This window comes from Planomonospora parontospora, assembly GCA_014647935.1.
Taxonomy (GTDB): domain Bacteria; phylum Actinomycetota; class Actinomycetes; order Streptosporangiales; family Streptosporangiaceae; genus Planomonospora; species Planomonospora parontospora.
Genome location: BMQD01000009.1, coordinates 212543 through 235438 on the forward strand (window position 1 = coordinate 212543; position 22896 = coordinate 235438).

Here is a 22896-nt window from a genome sequence, read left to right on the forward strand (position 1 = left end):
GTCACCGCGTCGGGCTCCGGTCACCGCATCCGGCCGACGGCCTCGCGCAGGCGGCGCACCTCCCGCAGCCGGGCCTCGTAGGTCGCGCCGACCACCACCAGGAGCAGCCCGCCGAGGGCCATCGGCACCCACCGGGGCACCGCCGCGACGGCCTGGGCGATCCAGGGCGCCAGCTCGTGCAGGGCCACGACGGCCAGCGTCAGGCCGCCGAGCACCGCCGGGGCCTGGAGCCGGAACCGGGCTCCGACCAGGAGGACCGCCAGCGAGAAGCCGCCGAGCAGCAGGGGCCGGAGGCCTCCGTCGCCGGTCAGCACGGCGATCGTGCTGGGCAGCAGACCGGAGGCGAGGCCGGAGCCGTAGACGCTCCAGGAGGAGACTCGTCCGCCCCTCGCCCGCAGGAGCCCGAAGGCCAGCAGGACGAGCGAGAACGGCACCGTGTACGCCTCGACCACGGTGATGTCCGAGGCGAGCAGCCGCAGCCAGGCGGCCGCCAGCAGGAAGCCGGTCCCGGCGTACGCCGCCGGCCGCCGGTCCGGACGCAGCGCCGTGCCCGCCAGCAGCACGCCGATGACGGCGCAGGCCAGGCTGAGGGCCGGCAGGTGCGCGACGCCGGGGCCGGGGACCAGCGAGTCGTGGACGACGAGCGCCAGCCCCCAGGCGGTGAGGCAGTGACCCGCCGCCTCCAGCCCGGCCGACAGCTCCCGCAGCCGCCCCCTCATCCCGCGCCCGGCCGACGGATCCCGCAGCCCTCCCTCCCCGTCGTGCCCGGCCGACGGCTCCTCCGACCCGCCCCACTTCTCTCCCCTGGCCGGCAGCTCCTCCGGCCCACCCCGCTTCTCGCGCCCGGCCGACGGCTCCTCCGGTCCGCCCTCCCCGTCGCGCCCGGTCCCGGAGGCCCGGGAACCGCCCGCGCCCTCCCGGTCCCCGGAGCCTGCCGGGCCGGTCGCGCTCCCCCGCACCGCCGGGCCGTACGGCCTGCGGACCAGGCCCGCCGCCGCCGCGGCCAGGCCGGCCACCGCGAACAGGCCGAACGCCGCGTACCGGGCCGGCCAGCCCAGCGACGCCCCGACCGCCAGGACCTCGCCCCCCGCGAGCACCGTCGCGAGCCCGGCACCGAGGAGGCGTACGGCCCGCGTCCGGGCGAGGAGGGCGGCCGCGGCCCAGACGAGCAGGAGGCAGACGAGTGCCGCGTGGGTGGCGGTCCGCTCGGCCAGGGCGGTGACGGCCGCCCACAGGGTGACCGCCGCGGCGGCGGTCGCCAGGGTCTCCGCCCGCCACCGTCGGCCGGTCAGGGCCGCCCCGGCAGTGAGGGCCGCGGCGAGCGCGAGCAGGGTCGCGACGGCGGCCGGGTGGGTCCAGCCGAGGGCGTCCGGGACCAGCACCGTCCCGATCGTGCCGGACAGCAGCGCGGCGACGCCCGCGGGCCTCCGCAGCCCGTGACCGGACCCCGCCGTCCCCGGAGCGGAGGCGGCGGGGACGGCGGGGTCCGGCCGCCGGCCGAGGACCGCGGGGACGCGGCCCCGCACGGCCAGGGCGGCGGAGGCCGCGGCGAGCAGCGCCAGGACGACCACCGGCGTGAGCGGCACCGGCGACCACCCTTCGCCGTACCCGTGCGGGCCCGACCAGATCCGGTCCAGGCGGGCGAACGGCTCCGTCAGCGCCCAGGCGATATCGGTGTGGAACGGAAGCACCGTCAGCACGGCCAGGCTCCCGCCGGTGACCACCGCCGCGGAGCGGATCCCGGGCTCGTCCGGCCCGGCCGGGCACAGCGCGGCGGTGGCGACGGCCAGCCCCGCCACGGCGTACACCAGGGCGTGCCAGCCGGAGGGGACGAGCGGCAGGAAGGGCGCCGCGAGGCCGGCGGCCAGCGCGAACGCCGACGCGGCGGCGAGGCCGGTGACCCGTCCCACCGCGCGCCGCAGGGCCACCGTGATCCCGGTCAGCGCCAGGACGGCCAGCAGCGCTCCCCGGACCGCGGCGCCGAGCCGGTCCCCGGAGGAGAAACCCCACATCAGGTCCGGAGCGGAGTCCGCCGCGCCGTACAGCACGCCGAGCGTCCACACGGTGCCGAACGAGAGCGCCGCCGTCCTCCGGATCCCGGGCCGGATCGGGGCCGCGGACCGGTGCTTCAGGAACAGCAGGAGGGCGGCGTCGGCCGCGGCCGTCGCCGCGAACGCGGCGGTCACCCAGGGCGCCGGCAGCTCCGCCGCCACCAGCACGAGGGGGAACTGGGCGAACAGCACCGCCGCAGGCAGCGGCAGCCTCAGCGGCACCACCCGCGAGTACGCGGCCATGGCGAGCGCGACCACGGCGAACACCCCGCCCGCGTAGACGTTCCCGGCGAGGGTGGCGGCTCCCGCCAGACCGGCCTGCCGGACGGCGTAGCCGTCCAGGAGGAGCAGGACCACGCCGAGCGCCGCGACGGTCTCCGCGGTGGCGGTCAGCCCGCGGCCCGCCAGTGCCAGCGGCACCGCCATGATCACCGCGGTGAAGCCGGCCAGCACCGCGGCCCGCCCGCCGATGCCGAGGTGGCCCCAGCTCACCGCCGTGAACACGACGGCCGCGACGGCCAGCAGCAGCCCGCCGAGGGCGAGCAGCAGGTTCTGCACCGCCTTCGGCGAGAAGTCGCCGCCCGGACGCGCGGGGCCCACTCCTCCGGTCCCGTTTCGTCCCCCTCCGGTCCGCCCCGTCCCCACCGGTCCCCGCGCCTCCCGGCCCGTCGTCCCCGCACGTCGCGCTCCCGCGGCGGCCTCCGGGCTGCTCCCGCCCGCCTGAGCGCTCTGCCGGGCGTCCTCCGCCCGGAGCATGCGGAGCAGCCGGCTGCGGCGGACGAGCAGCTCGGACCTGCGCGCTCCGAGCTCGGCCAGTGCCTGGTCGAGCCGCCACAGCTCGGCCGCCAGCGGCCCGCTCAGCGGCAGGGCGCAGCGCGGGCAACGCTCCTGGGGAGCGGTCAGGCGCACCCCGCATTCCGGGCACCTCGGCTCACCCGGCATGAAGGCGGCGTCCGAGAGCGGGTCGGCGGAGCCCGGCAGCGGGTCGGCGGCGTCCGGCAGCGGGTCGGCGGGTTCCATGCCTTCACCATGCCGCCGGCCGGTCGCCCGCCGCATCCGGCGGGCTACTCATCCGGGACTGAGTACTTCCGACGCGCCACCTGGAACAACCGCCTCCCGATCGAGCACCGCGGAGCCCGCGGACCGGTGAGCCGACGCACCGTCTTCTGGACGTCGCAGCAACCTAGGTTGCATCTCTAACTAGATGGCTGTAGTTTCTACATCGCGAAGACGACGACTCCTCCCGGAGCCGGCCGCCGACGCAATCCCCCACCCGGCACCCACCAAGGGAGAGATCAGATGACCACCACGCAGTCCGGCTCCCCGGCCACCCCCGCCCGCAGCGCGCTCTTCTCCGACAGGCGCTTCCAGCTCACCCTCGCCGCCTTCTGGATCCTCATGGCGGCCCGCACCCTCGTCAGCCGCCACGCCGACCAGGACCTCCTCTCCGGCTTCCTCACCGGCCTCTTCGTCGTCACCGCCGTCGCCCTGGCCTGGCAGTTCGCGCGTGCCCGCCGCTAACCCCATGACCGCCGACCGCCGCGCCAGCTGGCTGAAGGGCGTCCTCGACCTGCTGGTCCTCGCCGGCCTCACCGAGGGCGAGAACTACGGCTACGAGATCGCCAAGGGCCTCGCCGAGATCGGCTTCGACATCAAGGGCGGCACGCTGTACCCCGTGCTCAACCGGCTCGAGGAGGCCGGCCTGGTCACCGCGGAGTTCCGCGCCACCGAGCGCGGCCCCGGCCGCCGCTACTACACCCTGACCCGGCAGGGCCGCGACACGCTCACCGAGCAGGGCGCGCTCTGGCTGGCCTTCGACGAATCCGTCCGTTCGGCACTCGCCCGGGGAGGCGTCAGATGACCACCGCCTACTTCGACCAACTCGCCGGGCACCTGCGCGGACACGGCATCCCCGAGGAGGAGATCATCACGACCGTCGACGACCTCGCCGCCTACGCCGCCGAGAGCGGCGCCGACCCGGAGGAGGAGTTCGGCCCCGCGGCCGGCTTCGCCGCCACCCTCGCCCCCGCCGCGCAGGAGACCGCCCCGGAGGGCGGCCCGGACCCGGCCGCCGAGACCTGGGTCTGGACCGCCGACGCCTTCCGGGACCGCGAATACCTGAACAGGTACGGCGAGCAGGGCTGGGAGGTCGAGCGCATCGACCACCTGGGCCGCTTCGTCAGCCGGCGCGACCCCGAGCGCCCGCTCCGCTGGGAGTACCGCCGCGAGACCGTGCTGCCGGCGAAGCACGGCGCCCTCGCCGAACGCCTCGCCCCGGACGGCTGGGAGCCCTGCGGCGGCTGGATGTACTTCCAGTACTTCAAGCGCCCCAAGGCCGTCTCCGAAGGGCTCGCGGGCGAGCTCGACGACGCCCCCGCCACGCCCGCCCGCCGGGTGTTCTTCGGCAGGCGCTTCTACGCCTTCATGGTCGTCTGGGTGCTCTACATGGCCGCCCTCATCACCGGCATCGTGCTCGGCGTCGGCCCGCTCTCCGGCGGCGACCACGAGTTCGGCCCGGACTTCGTCGGGGGCGTCCTGGCCGGCATCGCCGTCGTCGTCCTCCTCGTCCTGATCACGCTCCGCCGGAGGCGCCGCCGCTGACCGGGCCCCCGGCGTGCACCCCACCGGGTACGGCGGCCGGGGTCTACCGGGTACGGCGGGCGACGAAGACGATCGCGCCCGTGGCGCCGAAGGCCACGAGCAGCCAGAGCAGCACCGCCGAGACCGGCACGCCGGCGTCCTCCCCGCCGTCCTCGGCCGCCTCCGCCGTACCGGCCGGCTCCGTGCGCGCCGTACCGCTCCGCTCCGGGACCGGAGTGGGGGCGGGAGCGGCCGCCTCCAGGACCCGGTCGGGAAGCGGCACCAGGTGGACCGGGCTGTCCTCGCCCTCGGAACCGGTCAGCAGGGCCTTGCCGTCCGCGGTGTAGGCGATCGACTCGGCCTGCTCCAGCGGGGGCATCGGGACCCGGGCGAGCTGCTCGTCGAAGTCGCGGTAGACCGTCGCGGAGATGTAGGTCCGGACCACGAAGCTCGACCCGTCGGGCGCGTAGGCGGCGTCGGTCGCCATGATCGGCGCTGAGCCGACCTTGCGCAGCACGTTGACCCGCCCGGTGCGCAGGCGCTTCGGCGCCGCGTAGATCGCCCCGGCGAACTCCTTGGTCACGATGTACAGCCGCCCGGTCCGGGGATCGACCATGACGCCCTCGGCGTTGTGCCCGCCGTCCTCGTAGCGGAAGCGGTAGCGCACGGCCGGGAGCACGGCGTCCTTCAGCGACGCGGGCTCGGCCACCTTGTAGACCGAGACGTCCGGCCAGGCTCCGTCGAAGTTGTCGCCGATGTCGGCGAACCAGAGCACTCCGCGCCCGGTCGCCGGGTCCCTGGAGACCGCCATCCCCTCCCAGTCGCGGGCCGCCGCGCCCCGCAGGGTGAACGCCGCCCGGGTCTTCCCGTCGCCGCCGACCGCGAAGAAGACCGGTCCGGCCTCGCTGTCGTTGTGGGTGTAGTAGACGTCCTCATGGGTCGGCGAGACCGCCAGCCCGCTCGACTCGGTGATCCGCTCGTCCTCGAAGCGGAACAGGACCCGGTCCGCCTCCCGGCTCCCCGCCGGCTCCGTCGGCTCGGCCGCCGCGGCGCCGCCCGCGCCCGCCACCGGCCCGGTGCCCGCCGCACCGGTCGCCGCCTCCGCTCCGCCCGCGCCCGCCACGGCCCGCGTGCCGGCCGGACGCTCCACCGCCCGCACGCCGGGCCCGGCGAACACCGCCGCCGCGACCACCCCGGCCGCGGCGAGCACCCGAATCAGGACTTCCCCCGGTCTGCTGCGCATTCAGCCATCATGCCCCGGCGGCGGCTCGCACAGGCCCGCCCGCGGTGACCGGGTGACCCGGTCCAAGGAGTCGGCCCGGCCGCTCAGCTATCCAAATCTTTAGAAGCATAACCCTTAGAGATATAGTTCTAAGGGGTGCACCTCTAAGGAGACGACGATGATCCTCAAGCCCGGACACGTCTTCGCGCGGGACGCGGAGTGGAGCGCGCTGAGCCGGTTCGCCGAGAGCACGGCGCCGAGCACCCGGCTGGGCGTGGTCAGCGGCCGTCGCAGGCAGGGCAAGACCTACCTCCTCAACGCCCTCACCGAAGCACTCGGCGGCTTCTACTTCGTGGCCGCCGACGACACCGAGACCGAAGGCCTCCGCAGGTTCGGGGAGGCGCTCGCCTTCCGCAGCGGCGGCGGGGGCCAGTACCACTTCGACAACTGGGATCAGGCCCTCGACCGGCTGTACGCGACGGTCCAGGACGGCGTCATCGTCATCGACGAGTTCCCCTACCTGGCCAAGGCGAGCCCGGTCCTCCCCTCCCTGTTCCAGCGCGCTCTCGACCCGGGCGGCACGGCACGGCGTTCCGCGGCCAAACTGCTGCTCTGCGGGTCTGCGATGTCGGTGATGGGCGGACTCCTGGCAGGCAACGCACCGCTTCGCGGGCGGGCGAGCCTGGAACTCGTGGTGAACCCGATGGACTACCTCACCGCGGCCCGTTTCTGGGGCTGCGAGCACGACCACGAACTGGCGGTCCTCCTGCACGCCGTCATCGGGGGCACTCCCGCCTACCGGCACGAGCTCGTCTACTCCGACGCCCCCTCCTCCCGTGAGGAGTTCGACGACTGGGTGGTCAGGACCGTCCTCAACCCCATGGTTCCGATCTTCCGGGAGGCCCGCTACCTCCTCGCCGAGGAGACCGACATCCGCGATCCCGCGCTGTACCACGCCGTGCTCGGGGCCATCGCCTCCGGGCACAACACCCGCGGCGGCATCGCGGGTTACCTGGGGCGCCCTTCCACCCACATCGGCCATCCCCTGACGGTGCTGGAGGACAGCCACCTGATCACCCGCGAGCAGGACGCGTTCGCCTCCGGCAGGTTCGTCTACCGGATCGCGGAGCCGCTCATCACGTTCTACGAGAGCGTCATGCGGCGCACCTGGAGCTTCCTGGAACGCGGTCTCGCCGAGCAGGCATGGGCCGCGTCCCGCAGCGGCTTCCTCTCCCAGGTGGTCGGACCGCACTTCGAGGAGCTGTGCCGGGAGTTCACCATCCGGAGCAGCCTGGAGTTGTTCGGCGAGCTTCCGGCTCAGGTGAGTTCCGGGACCGTGCCCGACCCCTCCAGCAGGAAGTCCATCCAGGTGGACGTCGCCGCCCTCACCTCCGGCGAACCGGGCAGGCCCGCCCGGCTCCTCGCCCTCGGCGAGGCGAAATGGGGCAAGGTCATGGGCCTGCGCCACCTCGACCGGCTCCGCAGAGCGCGGGACCTGCTGGCGGTCAGGAAGTACGACACGGAGGGCACCCGGCTGATCTGCTACGGCGGCGCCGGATTCGACGACGATCTCCGCACGGCCGCGGCGGCCGACGGCAGGATCGTCCTCGTCGACCTGCCGCGCCTGTACGGTCAGGCATCCTGAACGGGGCTCCGGACCGGATCAGCCGCCGATCCCCGCCAGGACCACCTCGTCGACCACGACCGCGGCGGTCGACTGGTCGGGCAGGTTGTACCGCCCCGCGGTGACGGCGACGACGAGGTCCAGCGCGGGCACCACGTGGATGCGCTGGCCGCCGTTGCCGAACGCGGCCGTCCAGCTGTCGCCCACGTACCACTGGTAGCCGTAGCAGGAGTCCTCGTCGATCCGCACGTGCGGGCTGAGCGCCGTCTCCAGCCAGGACTCCGGCACGATGCCGGCGCCCCGTTCCAGCACGAGCCGCCCGATCGCGAGAAGGTCGCGGGGCGTGAGCCGCAGCCCGGCGGCCGCCAGGGCCCTGCCGTCCGTGCCCGTCGTCCACTCGAAGCGCCCGATCCCCAGCGGCTCGAACAGCCTGGTCCGCGCGTAGTCCTCCAGCGCCGACCCCGTGCCCTTCTCGACGAGCCGCGCCACCAGCGCCGTGGCCCCGCCGCTGTAGGAGCGCCGCACGCCCGGCTCGTCCACGATCGGCCGCTCCAGGATGTAACGGAAGCGGTCGGGGGCGAACTCCATCGCGATCTCACTGTTGGCCGGGCTCGTGTAGGGCACGTCCTCGTTCCACTCCAGGCCGAGCGTCATGGTGAGCGCGTGCTCGACGGTCAGTGCGGCGCGGCGGGGATCCCCGGCGAGGTCGGGGTATTCGGGGAAGTGCCGCAGCAGCGGCTCTCCGGGCTCCGGCACCCGGCCCTCACCCAGGGCGATGCCGTACAGCAGGCCGACGACGCTCTTGGTGACCGAGCGGACGTCGTGGAGGGTGTCCGGGGTGAAGCGCACGTGGCCGAGGGGCTCGTTCAGCCGGAAGTCCTCGCCCTCGCCGTAGTGCTCCAGGACCACCTCGCCGCGGTGGACGGCGACGACACCGTGGAGGTCCGGCACCCTGCCCCGGTCGGCGGCGCGGGCGAGACGGTCGGCGAGCGCGTCAGCAGTCATGATCCTTTTCTAGCCTTTTCGCCACCCCGGCGCCACGCACGCGGTCGCGGGCCGGAGAGGGTGACCGGCCGTGTCCGACCGCCCCGGGACATCGCGTCCCGGATCAGGAGACCCGGGACGGCGGGGCGCTCCAGGTGTCGCAGGCGGCCGGGGAGACCGTGCCGAGACCGCGCTCGAACCAGCGGACCCGGTTCGCGCCGGTGCCGTGGGTGCGGTACCCGGGGTCGTCGCCCCTGGCCCGGAGCGTGTCGGACAGCGCCTCCCAGTCCCGCCCGGTGCGCGCCAGCGAGTGCCGCACGCCGCCCAGGAACACGCCCGCCAGGCAGTCCGCCTGCAGTTCGTAGCGGCGCCTGAGCCGTTCGCGCTCGGCCTCGGGGACTCCGCGGCGCTGGGCCCGGGTCTCGTAGGCGCGCCTGATGCCGGTGAGGCTCTGCAGGTGGTGGCCGTACTCGTGGGCCGCCGTCCGCAGGGGGTACAGGTCGGTCCGGTCCTCGATCCACATGCCGGTGAGCGGGAACACCAGCGTGGCCCGCTCGATGCAGTAGAGGGCGTCCACGTGGGGGTTCCTCACCCCGCACACGTACTCCGGGAGCTCCTCGTGGAAGCGCACGGCGGGTGCGCGGAACCTCAGCCCGGCCCGGGAGAAATGCGCGGACCATGCCCGGTCCAGGCACTTCACGGCCGCCGCGAGGTACTCGCGTGTCCGCGGGATCCCGCCCTCGGTGATGGGCGGCTCCGGGCACGACGTGGCCGCCAGCCTGCCGGTCCCCGCGAACGGGTTCCGCACCGGCGCGTTCTCCGCGGCCGGACGTCCTGCGGGCGCCTCGGCATGCACGGCCCCCGATGCGGCCTGCACGGCCCCTGGCGCGGCCTGTGCGGCCCCCGGCGGCAGGACGGCGAGGCACACGGCGGCGGGCAGGACCCACCGGACGAGGACGGCCGGGCGCCGGAGGGGCCGGAGGGAACCGGCACCGGACGGGAGGAGGCGCATGGCCGGACAGCCTACAACTCCCAACAGAACGATCAGCGGGTCAGACGTCACCTGCAGATGATCGATGCGGTCGGCCCAATGGAGGCCTCGTTCATGTCGGTGCGAACTCTCCCGGCGGATGCGCAAGCGGCGGTACTCGTCGTGGTCGTAGCCGCAGGCGACCTCGCCGAACCACCGCGCCCGTTCGTGCGCGTCCATCTCGAGCCCGGCGCGACCGGATCGGCCTTCGACGGGCACGGGCCTGCCACGACCGGCGCCGCGCACCGGCAGGGGAGTGGACAGCGGCGTGAGCACCGGATTTCCCACCCTCGCTCTGCCACCGAATACCTCCGGCGGTGCCGCCGGTGGCCGATATCCAAAGAGACATCCGAGCCCGGGTGGAAAGCCAGAGGGAAGGAGCACCAGCGTGTTCACCAGCCAAAGCCGACGCCTGCGGCAGTCGACCATCAATAAAGCGGCCATCGGAACCCTTGTACTGTTCACCGGACTGCTGGTGCTTGCGGTGATGCTCGTCAGCTCCGCTGTGGCGGCGGAAAAAGCCGCCTATGACCGGCAGACCCAGTTCAGGACTCTGGGTCTGCAGCTGCAGTCCGCCTCGGACCGTCTCACCGACGAGGCACGCATGTACGCGGTCACCGCCGACCGCGCACACCTGGACAACTACTGGAACGAGATCACCGTCACCAGGACGCGCGATACCGCCCTGGCCCGGCTCAAGCAGCTGGGCGCCAGTCAGGAGGAGCTCGCGCTCGTCGACCAGGCCAAAGCCAATTCCGACGCGCTGGTCGATACCGAGTCCCGGTCTCAGCGCCTGGTTCTGGAAGCCTCCGGGACGGCTTCGGCCGATATGCCACCGGCCATCGCGCAGACCGAGCTCGATGCGGCCGATGAGGCGCTCAGCCCGGCCCGCAAGCTCGAGGTCGCACGCACCATCATGTTCGACGCCACCTACGCCGCCGACAAGGCGGTCATCACCGGCCCGATGGACGAATTCCAGAAGCTGCTCAACGACCGCGCGGCACAGGCCGTCGAAGAGGCCAGCAGCACGACCGACACCTCGATCCGGCTGTTGATCGGGCTGGCCGTGCTGCTGCCCGTCGCGATGGGTGCGGTGCTGTTCCTGCTGCAGACGAAGGTCGGCGGCGTCATCGTCGCCTACACCGCCTCCTTGCGTAGCCGTGATCACAACGACCTGACCTTCCAGCTCGCCCCCGCCGGTACCCGGGAGCTGTCCGCACTGGCGGAGGCGTTCAACGACGAGCTGGCGCGCAAACGTGATCTGGTCCGCACCGTCGCCGACAGCGCCGACACGCTGGCTTCCTCCTCGCAGGAACTGTCGGCCACCAGCGAGCTGGTGGCCGACAGCGCCGATCGGGCGAGCGGTCGGGCCGCCGTCGTCAGCAGTACGGCTGAGCAGGTGGCGCACAACGTCCAGACCGTGGCCGCGGCGGCTGAGCAGATGGGCATGTCGATCCGGGAGATCTCACAGAACGCCAACGAGGCCGCCCGGGTCGTCAACGACGCCGTCGCGATCGCCGAGCAGACCAACCAGACCATGAGCAAGCTGGGCGAGTCGTCGCAGGAGATCGGTGACGTCATCAAGGTCATCACCTCGATCGCCGAGCAGACCAACCTTTTGGCCCTGAACGCCACCATCGAGGCCGCCCGCGCCGGGGATGCCGGCAAGGGTTTCGCCGTGGTCGCCTCCGAGGTCAAGGACCTGGCCCAGGAGACCGCCAAGGCCACCGAGAACATCGCCGGCCGGATCGCGACCCTGCAAAGCGACAGCCGGGGTTCCGTCGAGGCGATCGCACAGATCACCGAGGTGATCGGCAAGATCAACGACTACCAGACCACCATCGCCAGCGCGGTCGAGGAGCAGACCGCCACGACCAACGAGATCAACCGCAGCGTCACCGAGGCCGCAACCGGAACCGGCGACATCGCGACCAACATCGCCGGAGTGGCCGAGGCCGCCCAGAACGCGGCCGGCGGTATCGACGAAGCCAAACGCGCCACGGCCGAACTGGCCCGGATGGGCAGTGATCTGCAGGCGGTGATCGGACACTACCGATACTGAACCGGTGGCACCCGGACTCGATCAACAACGTGACGGACGGTGGTGATGGCACTCTGCGGGCCGCCATCACCACCGTCTCTGCGGGTGAGGCCCACTTCGCTCACCGCTGCCCGATGGGTGGCCACGCTGGTGCGCACCGCCTTCGCGCGGCCGGCCGCCGAGACGGTGCGCACCCCAGCGCACCTGGGTCATCGACGCCCTGGAAGCGAAGTATCCGGCCGCCGCGGAGCATCGGGACATCCGGCGTCTCCGGAAAAGGCACTCGCCTGGAGCGCGCTCCAGGTCCCTAATGTGGAACGCATGGATTACACGCAGCTTGGCCGTACCGGCCTGAAGGTCAGCCGCCTGTGCCTCGGCACCATGAACTTCGGCCCCGTGACCACGGAGGAAGACTCCTTCGCGATCATGGACCACGCCCACGAGCTGGGGATCAACTTCTTCGACACCGCCAACGTCTACGGGTGGAAGAAGGGCGAGGGCATCACCGAGAACATCATCGGGCGCTGGTTCGCCCAGGGCGGCGGCCGCCGGGAGAAGACGGTCATCGCCACGAAGCTCTACGGCGGGATGGGCGACTGGCCCAACGAGGACCGGCTCTCGGCGCTCAACATCCGCCGCGCCTGCGACGCCTCGCTGAAGCGCATGCAGACCGACTACATCGACCTCTACCAGGCGCACCACGTCGACCGGAACACCCCGTTCGAGGAGTTCTGGGAGGCCATGGACATCCTCAAGCAGCAGGGCAAGATCCTGTACGTCGGGTCGTCCAATTTCGCGGGCTGGCACATCGCCAAGGCCCAGGAGGAGGCCCGCCGCCGGGGCACGGTGGGTCTGGTCTCCGAGCAGTCCCACTACAACCTGCTGGTCCGGGCCGCCGAGCTCGAGGTCGTCCCGGCCTGCGAGGACTACGGTCTCGGACTGATCCCGTGGAGCCCGCTCGCGGGCGGCCTGCTCGGCGGCGTCCTCCGGAAGATCGACAAGGGCCGCTCGGCCTCGGAGAACATCGTCAAGGAGCTGGACAAGCACCGCGACAAGATCGAGCGGTACGAGGCGTTCTGCGACGAGCTCGGCGAGGACCCCGCCAACGTCGGCCTGGCGTGGCTGCTCCACCAGCGGGCCGTCACCGCGCCGATCATCGGCCCGCGCACGCTGGAGCAGCTCGACGGGACCGTCAAGGCCCTGGAGGTCACGCTCGACGAGAAGGCCCTGGCCCGCCTCGACGAGATCTTCCCGGGCTTCAAGACCGCCCCCGAGGAGTACGCCTGGTAGCGGGCGCTCCGCTCGGGAGGGCGCCGCGCTAGGAGACGAGGGCTCCGACCACCACGAGGAGCACGAGCAGTGCGAGCACCGTGGGCAGCAGCCAGCGACGGGGACGATCCACGCCCTGGAGCCTAGTCCTGCCCACGGGATGCCCGTGCCACGAGCGGCCATCTCTCGACCGTCTCGTAGCGGACCCGGCCGCCCAGGTGGCTTCTCATCAGGTGCACGGTGTCCGCCTCCCACGCGCTGCCGGCGAACGGTTCCAGGGCTCCGACCAGCGGACGCAGATCGACATCGCCCCTGATCTTGGCCCTGGCCAGGGTCAGGTGCGGCCGGAACCGCCGCTCGTCCACCGCGATGCCCTCGCGCCGCGCCGCCGCACCGACGGAGTCGGCGAGGCGGACGATCCCGGGGCGGCCGCCGTGCGGCCCACCGTCTCCGTGCGGCCCGGCGCCCCCGTACGACCCACCGTCTTCGTGCGGCGCACCGCCGTACGGCCCGCCGCCCCCCTGCGGCGTCTCGCCTCCGCGCAGCCCGGCCCAGAAGACCCGGGCCCGCCGGGCCGAGGGGAACGCGCCCGCGCCGGCGAACGCCAGCGTCATCGGCTCGTACCTCGACGCGGCGCGGGCGAGGCGGGTCTGGAGCGCGGGCAGGAGCTCCTCGGCCACCTCGCCCAGGAACGCCAGCGTCAGATGCCAGTTGTCCGGATCGGCCCAGCGCAGCTGGGGCCAGTGCTCCCGGTGGGGCGCGAGCGCGCGGGCGAGCTCATCACGCACCGGCCGCGGCGGCAGCAACGCCACGAACAGCCGCATGCGTCCTCCTGCCGATCGCCTTCGTCAGCATTATCGCCGCGCCGACGCCGATCAGGGTGAGCGCCCCGCCGATCACGACACCCGTGCGCGGGCCTCCCAGGTCGGAGACCCAGCCGAGCAGCGGCGCGCCGACCGGGGCGCCGCCGGTGAACACCAGCACGTACAGGCCCATCACCCGGCCGCGCATCTCCGGCGCGGCGGCGAGCTGCACACCGGCGTTGGCGGTCGTGTTGACCGTGATCAGCGCGACCCCGGTGGGGACGAGCAGGAGCAGGTAGACGGGGTATCCGGGGGCCAGACCGGCGGCGACCTGGAACAGGCCGAACGAGATCGCGCCGCCGACCAGCAGTCTCCGGCTCGGCTTCGTGCGCCGGGCCGCCATGAGCGCGCCGCCCAGCGCGCCCACCGCGAACATGCTGGAGGCCAGGCCGAAGGAGGAGGGGCCCGCGGCGAAGACCTCGCGGGCCATCAGCGCGATGGACATCGAGAACGACTGCGTGAACATCGACACGAAGGCGATCATCAGGATCGGCATCAGCAGGTCCGGCCGCTCCAGCACGTAGCGCAGGCCCTCGCGGAGCTGGCCCTTGACCCGGGGCACCGGGTCGGGGGTCGTCAGCTCCGAGGCGCGCATCAGCAGCAGGCCGCCGAGCACGGCGAGGAACGAGAGCGCGTTGACCAGGAAGATCGGGCCGGTGCCGCCGAGCATGTGGATCAGCAGACCCGCGACCGCCGGGCCGACCACGCGGGCCAGGTTGAAGCTGGAGGCGTTGAGCGCGATCGCGTTGGGCAGGTCCTTGCGGCCGACCATCTCGACCACGAACGACTGCCGGGTCGGCACCTCGACGCAGGCGATGAGCCCCAGTGCGAAGGCCATGACGTAGACGTGCCACTCCCGCACGGCACCGGTCACGGTGAGCACGCCCATGGTCAGCGCCAGCAGGCCCATGAGCGACTGGGCGACGAGCAGCACCCGCCGCTTGGGATAGCGGTCGGCGAGCATCCCGCCCCAGAGGCCGAACAGCAGCATCGGCAGGAACTGCAGCGCGGTGGCCACGCCCAGGGCGGTGGCGCTGCCGTTCGTCAGGTCCAGCACCAGCAGGTCCTGCGCGGTGCGCTGCATCCATCCGCCGACGTTGGAGACCACGCCGCCGATCGCGAACAACCGGTAGTTGCGGTTGCGCAGCGAGCGGAACATCGCGCCCCGCGCGCCGGCGTCCCCGGGTACGGCGCGCGCCCCGGCCACCGGCGCCCCGGCCGCTGCGGAGGCGGCCGAGGCGCGAGGTTCCTCAGGCTCGGCTAGATCCGGCTGAGCTTCTCCAGAATCGGTGCCGCCTGCCGGAGCACCGCCCTCTCCTCGGGGGTGAGCTCCTTCAACCGCTGGGTCAGCCAGGCGTCCCTGCGGCGGCGCTCCTCCTTCAGCAGGGCCGAGCCGGCCTCGGTCACGGTCACGGTCACCTGCCGCCGGTCGGTCGGGTGCGGTGTGCGCGACACCAGCCCCCGCTCTTCCAACGCGGCGATCACGCGGGTCATCGAGGGCGGTTGCACCTTCTCGTGCTCGGCCAATTCGCCGGGGGTTATCCCGGAATGCCGTTCCACGGCGACGAGCGTCGCGACCTGGGTGGGGGTCAGCGAGTGGCTTCCGGCCTGCCTGCGCAGGCGCCGGGTCAGGCGCGCCAGCGACACGCGCAGCGCCGAGGCCAGACCGGCGTCGCTGCGCAGGTTCGCGACGGGGTCCTTCCTTGGTGGGTTCGTTAGCATAAGTCATTGCCCTTGCTAACGATGTCTGATCGCATCTCATTCCCTCCGGACCGGGTTTTATTCCCGTGGGCCGTCAGAGTCTCAGACACGACCGGGATCCCCAACCCGGGCCGGCCCCGCTCCCCCGTCAGGGCGTGCGACCGGCGTCCCGCTCGGAGCCCTCCCGCGCGGCCCTCAACTCCGTCGCCAGATCCACCAGGGCCAGGCCGACCCCCGCCAGCGCCAGGGCGTCGGCGCCCGGCCTGCCGTGGACCGCCCGGTCCACGGCGTCGTGCAGCAGGCGGGCCGCGTCCTGGACGGGCTGCTCGTGGTAGATGGGCTGCATGCGTCGTCTCCAAACGGTGGGGAGGAGCGGGCGGGTGCGATCGGCCGAGGCGCCGGGGCGCCCGTTCGTCCGCGGGTGCGCCCCGAGCCTCTGCGATCCTTTCCGGCGCGGACTCCGGATATCAAGGGAGCGGACATCCGCCGATGCGAATCCACCGGCGAATCGGTGCCGGCGGCCGGGCGAATCACCCGGGCCCGGATAACGGCCGCCCAGGGAAATCCAACAGGCGATCATCCGGAAAATGCTTTCACCTGCCGACCGGAAAAACATTCCACTGAACGGCGGATCAGAAAGCGAAGAGGACGCCTCCGGTGGCGCGTATCGCCGCGCACCGGTTCGGATGGGTCTCGGCGTAGCGGTAACGCCGCCCCTGCCACGTCCCGGTGGCGGTGACGCGGACCGGTGCGTACTCCAGCGTGCACGCCCCCGGGCGCTCGGGAACGTCCTCCACCCGGCCGCCGGCCCGGCGGAGCCGATCACAGGCTGCGACCGCGCGGGGATGCGTGCCGCCGTCGGGACCGCAGGTCAGCGTCGCCGTCCTGGTCGGCGCCGAACCGTCCTCCCGGGCCACCTCCAGGAGATAGGAGCCGGTGGGCCCGTCCGCCGCGGGCGCGCCGGCCGAGGCCGGGGCGGCGCCGAGCAGCACCGCCAGGCCCGCCAGACCCGCCGCGGAGGCCGCGGCCAGCCGCCTGGCACGGACGTGAGCGGACGGCCGGATTCGCATGAACGTCTCCCTTGAATATCCACCGCGTTCTGCGGTGTTCGGCACGGCGAGGCGGCGGGCCGATGAATCGGCGCCCCGCCGGGAACGGATATCGATGCTCCAGAATTCTCCGGCGGTCGGCCGCAAATCCTTTCGCCCTGCGATATTAGGGCGAGAATATCTCCCGGGCAACCTCGGTCCCCGTCCTCAATCGGCCACATACTTACCCGGCCGGTGAACCCGCTTATCCATTGAACGGACAAAGATTTCCCCCCGGCGCTGGGGTTCCGCGGCCGTCCGCCGCGACCGGAGGCGTACGCCGCACCGACGAAGGGTGCACCCGCCGCCGACCGAAGTCGTAGCGGACCGGTCGGCGGTTCGTCCGAAGCGCGCACGGCCCGGCCGCCGCGAAGATCCCTCACATGCCGACATCCGCACCCGCCGGGGCCCGCCCGTGACCCCCCTCCACCGGCCCGCGTCCGCCCGCCGGGAGGCGGCCCCCGCACACCGGTCCGCGTCCGTCCCCTGGACGGCGGCCCCCCGCGCGCCGGACCGTGCTCCGCGTGGCCGCCGTGGCGATCGTCCCCTCCGTGCCGCCCTGGCGGGCCTGCTGCACCCGCACCACCTGACGCAGGAGACCGCCGGGCACTGGGTGACCCTGCACCTGGTGCTCCTGCCGGCCGGGTCCCTGCTGCTCCTCCTGCGCGGCATGGACGGCCTCTGGACGAGGGTCGCGTGGGCAGCCACATCTACTGGCCCGAAGGGGTCGTCACCGCGCTCGGCCTGGCCCTGGGAGCCGAACTGCTCGCCGGCCGTACGCCGCCGGAGCCCGCGACCGGGTGAGCCCGCCCCGCACCGGCCCGGCCCGCCCAGGGTCGCCCTCCGCCCTGAGCGGTCCTGAGCCGTTCAAGGACCGCTCAGGCGAGCAGGCCCTCGATCGCGCCGCGCGCGAAGTAGACCACGAACAGCGCCGCGACGAGCCACATCAGCGGATGGACCTCGCGCGCCTTGCCCTTCACGGCCTTGATCAGCACGAAGGCGAGGAATCCGGCGCCGATGCCGTTGGCGATGGAGTAGGTGAACGGCATGAGCACGATCACCAGGAAGGCCGGGATGGCGATCTCGTAGTCGGTGAAGTCGATCTCGCGGATCGCCGTCATCATCAGGAAGCCGACGATGACCAGCGCGGGGGCGGCGGCCTCGTGGGGGACGACCCCGACCAGCGGCGAGAGGAAGATCGCCAGGAGGAAGAGCACCCCGGTGACCACGCTGGCCAGGCCGGTGCGCGCGCCCTCGCCGACGCCCGCGGCCGACTCGACGTAGGTGGTGTTGGAGGAGACGGAGCCGGCACCTCCGGCCGCCGCGCCGATCGAGTCGACGAGCAGGATCTCCCGGGTGCGGGGCAGCGAGCCGTCCTCCCCGACCAGGCCGGCCTGCGCGCCGACGCCGACGACGGTGCCCATGGTGTCGAAGAAGTCGGTGATCAGGAGAGTGAAGACGAGCAGCACCGCCAGGGTGACCGAGACCGAGGCGAACGCCCCGAAGGGGTCGAACTCGGTGAAGAGCCGGAGCGGGTTCTCGAAGCCGAAGACCCGCTCGGGCAGGGCGGGGACGTTGAGCCGCCAGCCCTGCGGGTTCGGCGCGTCCGGCGTGCCGGCGCCACCGGCCTTGACCAGCGCCTCGACGACGATCGCGAGGATCGTGGTGGCGACGATGCCGATCAGGATCGCGCCCTTCACCTTCCGGGCCACCAGCACGGCGATCAGCAGCACGCCGACCACGAACACGACCATCGGCCAGCTGGTCAGCTTGCCGCCGATGCCGAGGTCCACCGGCACGCCGGACCCGCTGCGGACGAAACCGGCGTCCACGAAGCCGATCAGCGCGATGAACAGGCCGATGCCGACGCTGATCGCGGTCTTGAGCTGGGCCGGGATGGCGTTGAACACCGCGGTGCGGAAGCCGGTCAGCACCAGCAGGGCGATGATCACACCCTCCAGGAAGACCAGGCCCATCGCCGACTCCCACGACATCTGCGTGGCGATGCCGTACGTGACGAAGGCGTTCAGGCCGAGGCCCGCCGCCATCGCGAACGGCACCTTGCCGACCACGCCCATCAGGATGCTCAGCACACCGGCGACGAAGGCGGTGCCGGCGGCGACCAGGGGGATCGGCGCGGAGGCCGCGTCGGCGATGTACTGGCCCTCGGCGTCCTTGGCCGTGGCGATGATCAGCGGGTTGAGCACCACGATGTAGGCCATCGTGAAGAAGGTCGCGAGACCGCCGCGGACCTCCCGCCCCACCGTGGAACCGCGAGCAGAGATGTGGAAGAAACGGTCAAGAGAGCTCATTGAGCTTGTTTTGGTATCACTCACGGACGTTCAGCGTGACATCGCGTCCCTCGCCGAGGAAGGTCCCGGTCGCGATGGTGATGGGATCGCAACCGATCCGCGCCTTCACCGCGCCCGTTTTGCGGATAGTGAGAAGCCGTCGCCTACGCTGGAGCACGTGAACCAGCCTCGCCGTCAGGATCTCCAGCCGTTGAAGACCAACGACACGGCCACGATCCTCATGGGCATGGTCCTGTGGGCGGTCGCCCTGGTCGTGCTCCTGCTGCTCGGACTGGACCCGGAGGACCGCTGGTGGATCTGGACCTGCGTGTCGGGTCTGGGCCTCGGCGTGTTCGGCCTCTGGTACGTCCGGCCCCGCCACCACCCTGCGCCGCTGCCCGCCGGAGAGGAGCCCCTCGAACCCGCCACGGCCGTCCCGCCCGCCTCCCACGTGCCGCCCGTCCCCGGCCGGGAGCCCACCGGCACCGCCGAGGACCCCAACCGGCCCGTCAACGGCTGAGGCGGAGCCCGGCCCCTTCCCTGTTTCTATGTAGATCGGATTTAGGTAGAACGAATCTACATAGGGGACGGTCGGCCGAAGGGTTCATCGGCAGACGGGGCGAGCTGAGCGGAGACAGGACGGAGACGGAAGGGCACCGGCGGTGCCCTTCCGTCTCCGTTCGCCCGTCACGTGGTCGAGGCGGTCCAACTGTCCAGGTCGGCCTCGGCGAGCAGCAGCGGCACCGCGGCGGGGTCGCGCAGCAGCGCGGCGACCGCGAGCCGGTCGCCCCACTGGCCCGACGCCCACGCGAGCCCGCGCGCCAGGCCCTCCACGCCGGAGGCGTGCACCGTGCCCTCGAAGAACCGCCAGGCCGCGGGGACGCCGTCCACGAGCAGTTTCTCGTGCTCCACGTAGGTCGCCGGAGCGGTGGGCAGCAGCGACCGCACCGCGGGCGGGACCTGCCGGACCTCGCCCGAGGAGGTCACCTCGCCGGCCGCCTCCTCGCCCGCCAGCGGCAGGTCGAGCAGTTCCGAAAGCGCCTCGGCCAGGTCGAACGGGGCCAGGATCAGCGGCCGGTCGGCGACCAGCGGGAGCAGGTCGGGTGCCTCGACCACGACCGGCTCGCCCGCCTCCACCCCATCCGTCCCGGCACTGGAACCCGTGCCCGAGCCGGAGTCGGAGCCCGAGCCGGCACCCGGACCGGACACCGGTCCCGAACCGGAACCCGCCTCGGCCGCTGAGCCGGCCGCCGGGCCGGCACCGGGGCCGCCGGACAGCAGGCGGCCGTCCTCGACGTCGGCGACGACGATCTCGCCGCCGAGGACCGCGCGGACCGCCCGCGGGGGCGCGACGCGGGCCGGGTCGACGGCGGCCAGGGCCACCCACAGCGCCCGGAGCTGGACGCGGTCCACCTCGACGGAGGGATCGGCGAGCAGGTCGAGGAGCTCGTCGGGGCCGCCGTGCGAGGCGAGCAGGTCGGCCAGCGTGGTCCGCACGCCGATCATCGCCAGGGCCGCCGGGTCGGCCGCGGGCGGGGCGTCGCCGTACAGGCCGAACAGGAGCGGGTCGCCGCCCGGCAGGCGCAGCTGGGTGGGACGCCTGCCGCCGAGCACCGGGTGGGTGGACAGCCACCACGAGGTGTAGGACGGCACCTCCACGACCTCGCCCGCGGCCACGACGCGCAGCGGGTGCAGGACCGCCCGCAGCGGCGGGCGTGAGAGCAGCGCCAGGGCGGAGGGCCAGTCGGCGACGTACTCCAGGTCGCGGACGGCGGAGAACTCCCTGGCGACCGGGGGGACGTCCAGTTCCGGCAGCAGGTCGAGAACGGCCTCCAGCCACTCGTCCTCGCGGTCGAGGTCGTGGTCGCAGTCGTCCGGGTCGATCATCACGTCGGTGTCGTTGACGACCGCGAAGCCGTCGAGCACCCCCGCCGCGGCCAGCACCCGCGGGCCGTACCGCTCGACCAGCTCCGGCGCGGCCGTGCCGAAGTGGGTCTCGGTGTCCAGCAGCCCGGCCAGCGAACCGTCGGCCAGCAGCAGCTCGCCCGCCGGGTAGAGCTCGCCGTCGGCGCCGCGCAGCGCCAGGTCGGCCAGCCACGGGGCCTCCCCGGCGGCCAGCCCGGCGGCGTCGACCAGGGCGAGCACGGCCTGGGCCACCGGCTCGGGGTCGGCGCTCTCCAGGGACTCGGAGACGGCCCGGCGGGTGAGCGGGTCCTCCAGGACCGTGCGCGGCGTCGCCTCGGCGGCGCCGAGGCGCAGCAGCAGCGGGTGGGCGGCGTCCGGGTGGACCACGCGGAGCCCGAGCGGGGCGAGCACGTCCGGGTCCAGGGCGCCGCGCTCGGTCAGCACCAGCGTGCCGCGCGGGCCGCGGACCAGGCGGCCGTCGGAGAGCGGGACCGGCAGCGCGCCGAGCGCCTCCAGGTCGTCGGCGGGCAGCACCTCGTACAGCGAGCGCCACCAGGCCGGGTCCCGGTCGGCGGCGGCCTCGCCCGACAGGTCGCCGGCCAGCAGGTCCACGACGTCGGCGAGCTCGACCCGCTTCACGCCGAGCGTGGTGATCGCGGGATGCCGGACCGGCCAGCCGGCGGGCAGCAGGCCGGGCACCGCCGCGGCGATCCGCTCCAGCAGCTCGCCGGAGGCCGCCACCACGCTCGCCTGCCGGCCGGACACGACGAGCCCGCCGCCGGGACCGCCGGACGCGCCACCGGAACCGGCGGAACCGCCGCCAGCCGCGCCACCGGAACCGGCGGAACCGCCGCCGGCCGCATCACCGGAACCGGCGGAACCGGGGCCGGTGGTGCCAGAGCCGGTGGCACCGGGGCCGGTGACGCGTCCGGCCGCCTCCCGGGCGTCGGCGGGCGGGGAGAGCGCGGGCAGCAGCGGGGCGTCCGGGAGCAGGCGCAGGATCGCCTGGCGGATCCGGGCGTCGAGCTCGCCCTTGCCCATCAGGCCGGGGACGAGGTCGAGCAGCTTCGGCGTCCGGGGCAGGCCCGACAGCAGCTCCACGTAGAGCTCCGCGGCGCGCTCGACCAGGAACTCCGCCAGCGGCCCCATGGCCACGTGCCGCCGGTCGGTGGCCATCGGGAAGGACGCGATCAGCAGCGCGGGCAGGTCCAGCGGCTCGTCGCTCGGCGTCGGCGCGTGCACCACGGGCGGCACCCGCTCCGGCAGCGGCCGGGGCTCGGCCCCGGCCGGGCCGTCCTCCGGGGAGACCGGTACGGCCCAGCGGACCGTCCAGTACGGCCGGGCCCGCTCCTCGGTCGGCCGGTCGGCGAAGAGCCCGGCCACCTGCTCGGGGGCGAACTGCCCGGAGGCCGAGACGACCCGCCAGCCGTCGGGGACGATCGTCCGGATCTCGCCGTCCACGTCGATCTCGATCGTCTCCAGCGCGGGCAGCCCGAGCAGCAGCGCGGGACCGGCCTGGTGGAGCATCCGCCGTACGGCCTCCACCGCCGCCCCGTCGCGCAGCGGGAGCCGTACCAGCGTGTCGAACCCGGCGGGGATCTCCACCGGACCCGCGGGGAACGGCAGGCGCAGCAGCGGCACGTGCCCGCCGCGCTCGCCGAGCTCGGCGGCCAGCGCGGGCTCGGCGGCCACCAGCGCGGCGGTCTGCTCGCGGGACCAGCGGACCACCCCGGTCCCGAGAGAGCCGATCACCGGCTCGTCGCAGACCGAGACCACGGCCGCGAAGCCGACGCCGAACCGGCCCGCCGCGCCGGACTCGCCGCGCTTGGCGGAGACGCGCAGCGTCGACAGCCCCTCGATCCCGGCGGCGTCGATCGGGGCGCCGGTGTTGGCCGCGGAGAGCACGCCCTCGCGCAGCGACAGCCGGAGCCGTCCCGGCACTCCGGCGCGGAGCGCGGCGTCCGCGGCGTTCTGGGCCAGCTCGACGATCAGCCGGTCGCGGTAGCCGCCGAGGGCGAAGTCCTCCTCCGCGTTGGCGTCCTCGCGGAAGCGCGCAGGCGAGGCGGTCCACGCCGCGAGCACGGCGGAGCGCAGGCGATCGGTGCCGAAGATGTCAGTCACAGCGATGTTCCCAGAGGTCAGGGCCCCGGTCGCCGCTGTGGCGGCGACCGGGACGGAAGGCGACCCGGCGGATCGGGACGGAAGGCGACCCGGCGTCCCGGGGCGGAAGGCGGCCCGGGACGGGAG

General features: G+C 73.4%; 18 protein-coding genes. 7 read left to right on the forward strand and 11 right to left on the reverse strand.

The genetic code is table 11. The features are described from left to right. Positions 1-20: 20 nt before the first annotated feature. Positions 21-3071 carry an SCO7613 C-terminal domain-containing membrane protein gene (locus tag IEZ07_RS16420; RefSeq protein WP_191895549.1) on the reverse strand — a complete coding sequence of 1017 codons (3051 nt, stop codon included), beginning with the start codon at positions 3069-3071 and terminating at the stop codon, positions 21-23. A gap of 279 nt (positions 3072-3350) precedes the next feature. Between IEZ07_RS16420 and IEZ07_RS16425 the strand changes: the two genes are divergently transcribed. From IEZ07_RS16425 to IEZ07_RS16435, 3 genes are read left to right on the forward strand one after another with little or no spacing between them, the layout of a single operon-like run. Continuing rightward, positions 3351-3572, forward strand: coding sequence for a hypothetical protein (locus IEZ07_RS16425; protein ID WP_191895550.1), 222 nt, complete (start codon positions 3351-3353; stop codon positions 3570-3572). Positions 3573-3576: 4 nt separating this feature from the next. After that, a complete protein-coding gene (locus tag IEZ07_RS16430) occupies positions 3577-3912 on the forward strand; it encodes a PadR family transcriptional regulator (RefSeq protein ID WP_068902091.1) in 336 nt (111 codons plus the stop codon). Then, positions 3909-4652: a hypothetical protein gene (locus IEZ07_RS16435; protein WP_191895551.1), complete on the forward strand. Its 744-nt coding sequence runs from the start codon at positions 3909-3911 to the stop codon at positions 4650-4652. Before IEZ07_RS16430 ends, IEZ07_RS16435 begins: the two co-directional genes overlap by 4 nt. A gap of 43 nt (positions 4653-4695) precedes the next feature. Here IEZ07_RS16435 and IEZ07_RS16440 read toward each other — a convergent pair whose 3' ends face one another. After that, positions 4696-5874 carry a hypothetical protein gene (locus tag IEZ07_RS16440; protein WP_191895552.1) on the reverse strand — a complete coding sequence of 393 codons (1179 nt, stop codon included), beginning with the start codon at positions 5872-5874 and terminating at the stop codon, positions 4696-4698. Positions 5875-6031: 157 nt separating this feature from the next. Here IEZ07_RS16440 and IEZ07_RS16445 point away from each other — a divergent pair, with 157 nt between their 5' ends. Next, a complete protein-coding gene (locus IEZ07_RS16445) occupies positions 6032-7498 on the forward strand; it encodes an ATP-binding protein (RefSeq protein ID WP_191895553.1) in 1467 nt (488 codons plus the stop codon). An 18-nt stretch (positions 7499-7516) separates the two neighbouring features. Here IEZ07_RS16445 and IEZ07_RS16450 read toward each other — a convergent pair whose 3' ends face one another. Then, the gene (locus IEZ07_RS16450; protein ID WP_191895554.1) at positions 7517-8482 is read right to left on the reverse strand and encodes a serine hydrolase domain-containing protein; all 966 of its coding nucleotides are present in this window, start codon (positions 8480-8482) and stop codon (positions 7517-7519) included. Between the two features lie 103 nt (positions 8483-8585). Continuing rightward, positions 8586-9269, reverse strand: coding sequence for a neutral zinc metallopeptidase (locus IEZ07_RS16455; RefSeq protein ID WP_239320176.1), 684 nt, complete (start codon positions 9267-9269; stop codon positions 8586-8588). A gap of 610 nt (positions 9270-9879) precedes the next feature. On the opposite strand from IEZ07_RS16455, the gene IEZ07_RS16460 reads away from it, so the two are divergent. Further along, positions 9880-11553: a methyl-accepting chemotaxis protein gene (locus tag IEZ07_RS16460; protein WP_204054429.1), complete on the forward strand. Its 1674-nt coding sequence runs from the start codon at positions 9880-9882 to the stop codon at positions 11551-11553. A 300-nt stretch (positions 11554-11853) separates the two neighbouring features. Beyond that, on the forward strand, positions 11854-12822 hold the full coding sequence (locus tag IEZ07_RS16465) for an aldo/keto reductase (RefSeq protein ID WP_068902085.1): 969 nt from the start codon (positions 11854-11856) through the stop codon (positions 12820-12822). A 122-nt stretch (positions 12823-12944) separates the two neighbouring features. On the opposite strand, the gene thpR is transcribed toward IEZ07_RS16465, so the two are convergent. The 6 genes from thpR to IEZ07_RS16495 form a co-directional block, all read right to left on the reverse strand. After that, positions 12945-13625, reverse strand: a complete 681-nt coding sequence (gene thpR, locus IEZ07_RS16470) for an RNA 2',3'-cyclic phosphodiesterase (protein ID WP_191895556.1) — start codon at positions 13623-13625, stop codon at positions 12945-12947. Then, positions 13582-14871, reverse strand: a complete 1290-nt coding sequence (locus IEZ07_RS16475) for an MFS transporter (protein ID WP_307729023.1) — start codon at positions 14869-14871, stop codon at positions 13582-13584. The genes thpR and IEZ07_RS16475 overlap by 44 nt, the downstream gene beginning before the upstream one ends. Positions 14872-14924: 53 nt before the next feature. Next, positions 14925-15386: a MarR family winged helix-turn-helix transcriptional regulator gene (locus IEZ07_RS16480; protein WP_068902081.1), complete on the reverse strand. Its 462-nt coding sequence runs from the start codon at positions 15384-15386 to the stop codon at positions 14925-14927. Positions 15387-15513: 127 nt separating this feature from the next. Then, positions 15514-15711: a hypothetical protein gene (locus IEZ07_RS16485; RefSeq protein ID WP_191895557.1), complete on the reverse strand. Its 198-nt coding sequence runs from the start codon at positions 15709-15711 to the stop codon at positions 15514-15516. A 286-nt stretch (positions 15712-15997) separates the two neighbouring features. Next, positions 15998-16435: an SSI family serine proteinase inhibitor gene (locus tag IEZ07_RS16490; RefSeq protein ID WP_191895558.1), complete on the reverse strand. Its 438-nt coding sequence runs from the start codon at positions 16433-16435 to the stop codon at positions 15998-16000. Between the two features lie 896 nt (positions 16436-17331). Beyond that, on the reverse strand, positions 17332-18765 hold the full coding sequence (locus IEZ07_RS16495; protein ID WP_191895559.1) for an NCS2 family permease: 1434 nt from the start codon (positions 18763-18765) through the stop codon (positions 17332-17334). 157 nt (positions 18766-18922) lie between these two features. Between IEZ07_RS16495 and IEZ07_RS16500 the strand changes: the two genes are divergently transcribed. After that, entirely contained in the window at positions 18923-19264 is a 342-nt protein-coding gene (locus IEZ07_RS16500; protein WP_239320173.1) for a DUF2530 domain-containing protein, read from the forward strand. Positions 19265-19431: 167 nt separating this feature from the next. Here IEZ07_RS16500 and IEZ07_RS16505 read toward each other — a convergent pair whose 3' ends face one another. Further along, a complete protein-coding gene (locus IEZ07_RS16505) occupies positions 19432-22770 on the reverse strand; it encodes a sacsin N-terminal ATP-binding-like domain-containing protein (RefSeq protein ID WP_191895560.1) in 3339 nt (1112 codons plus the stop codon). Positions 22771-22896: the final 126 nt, after the last annotated feature.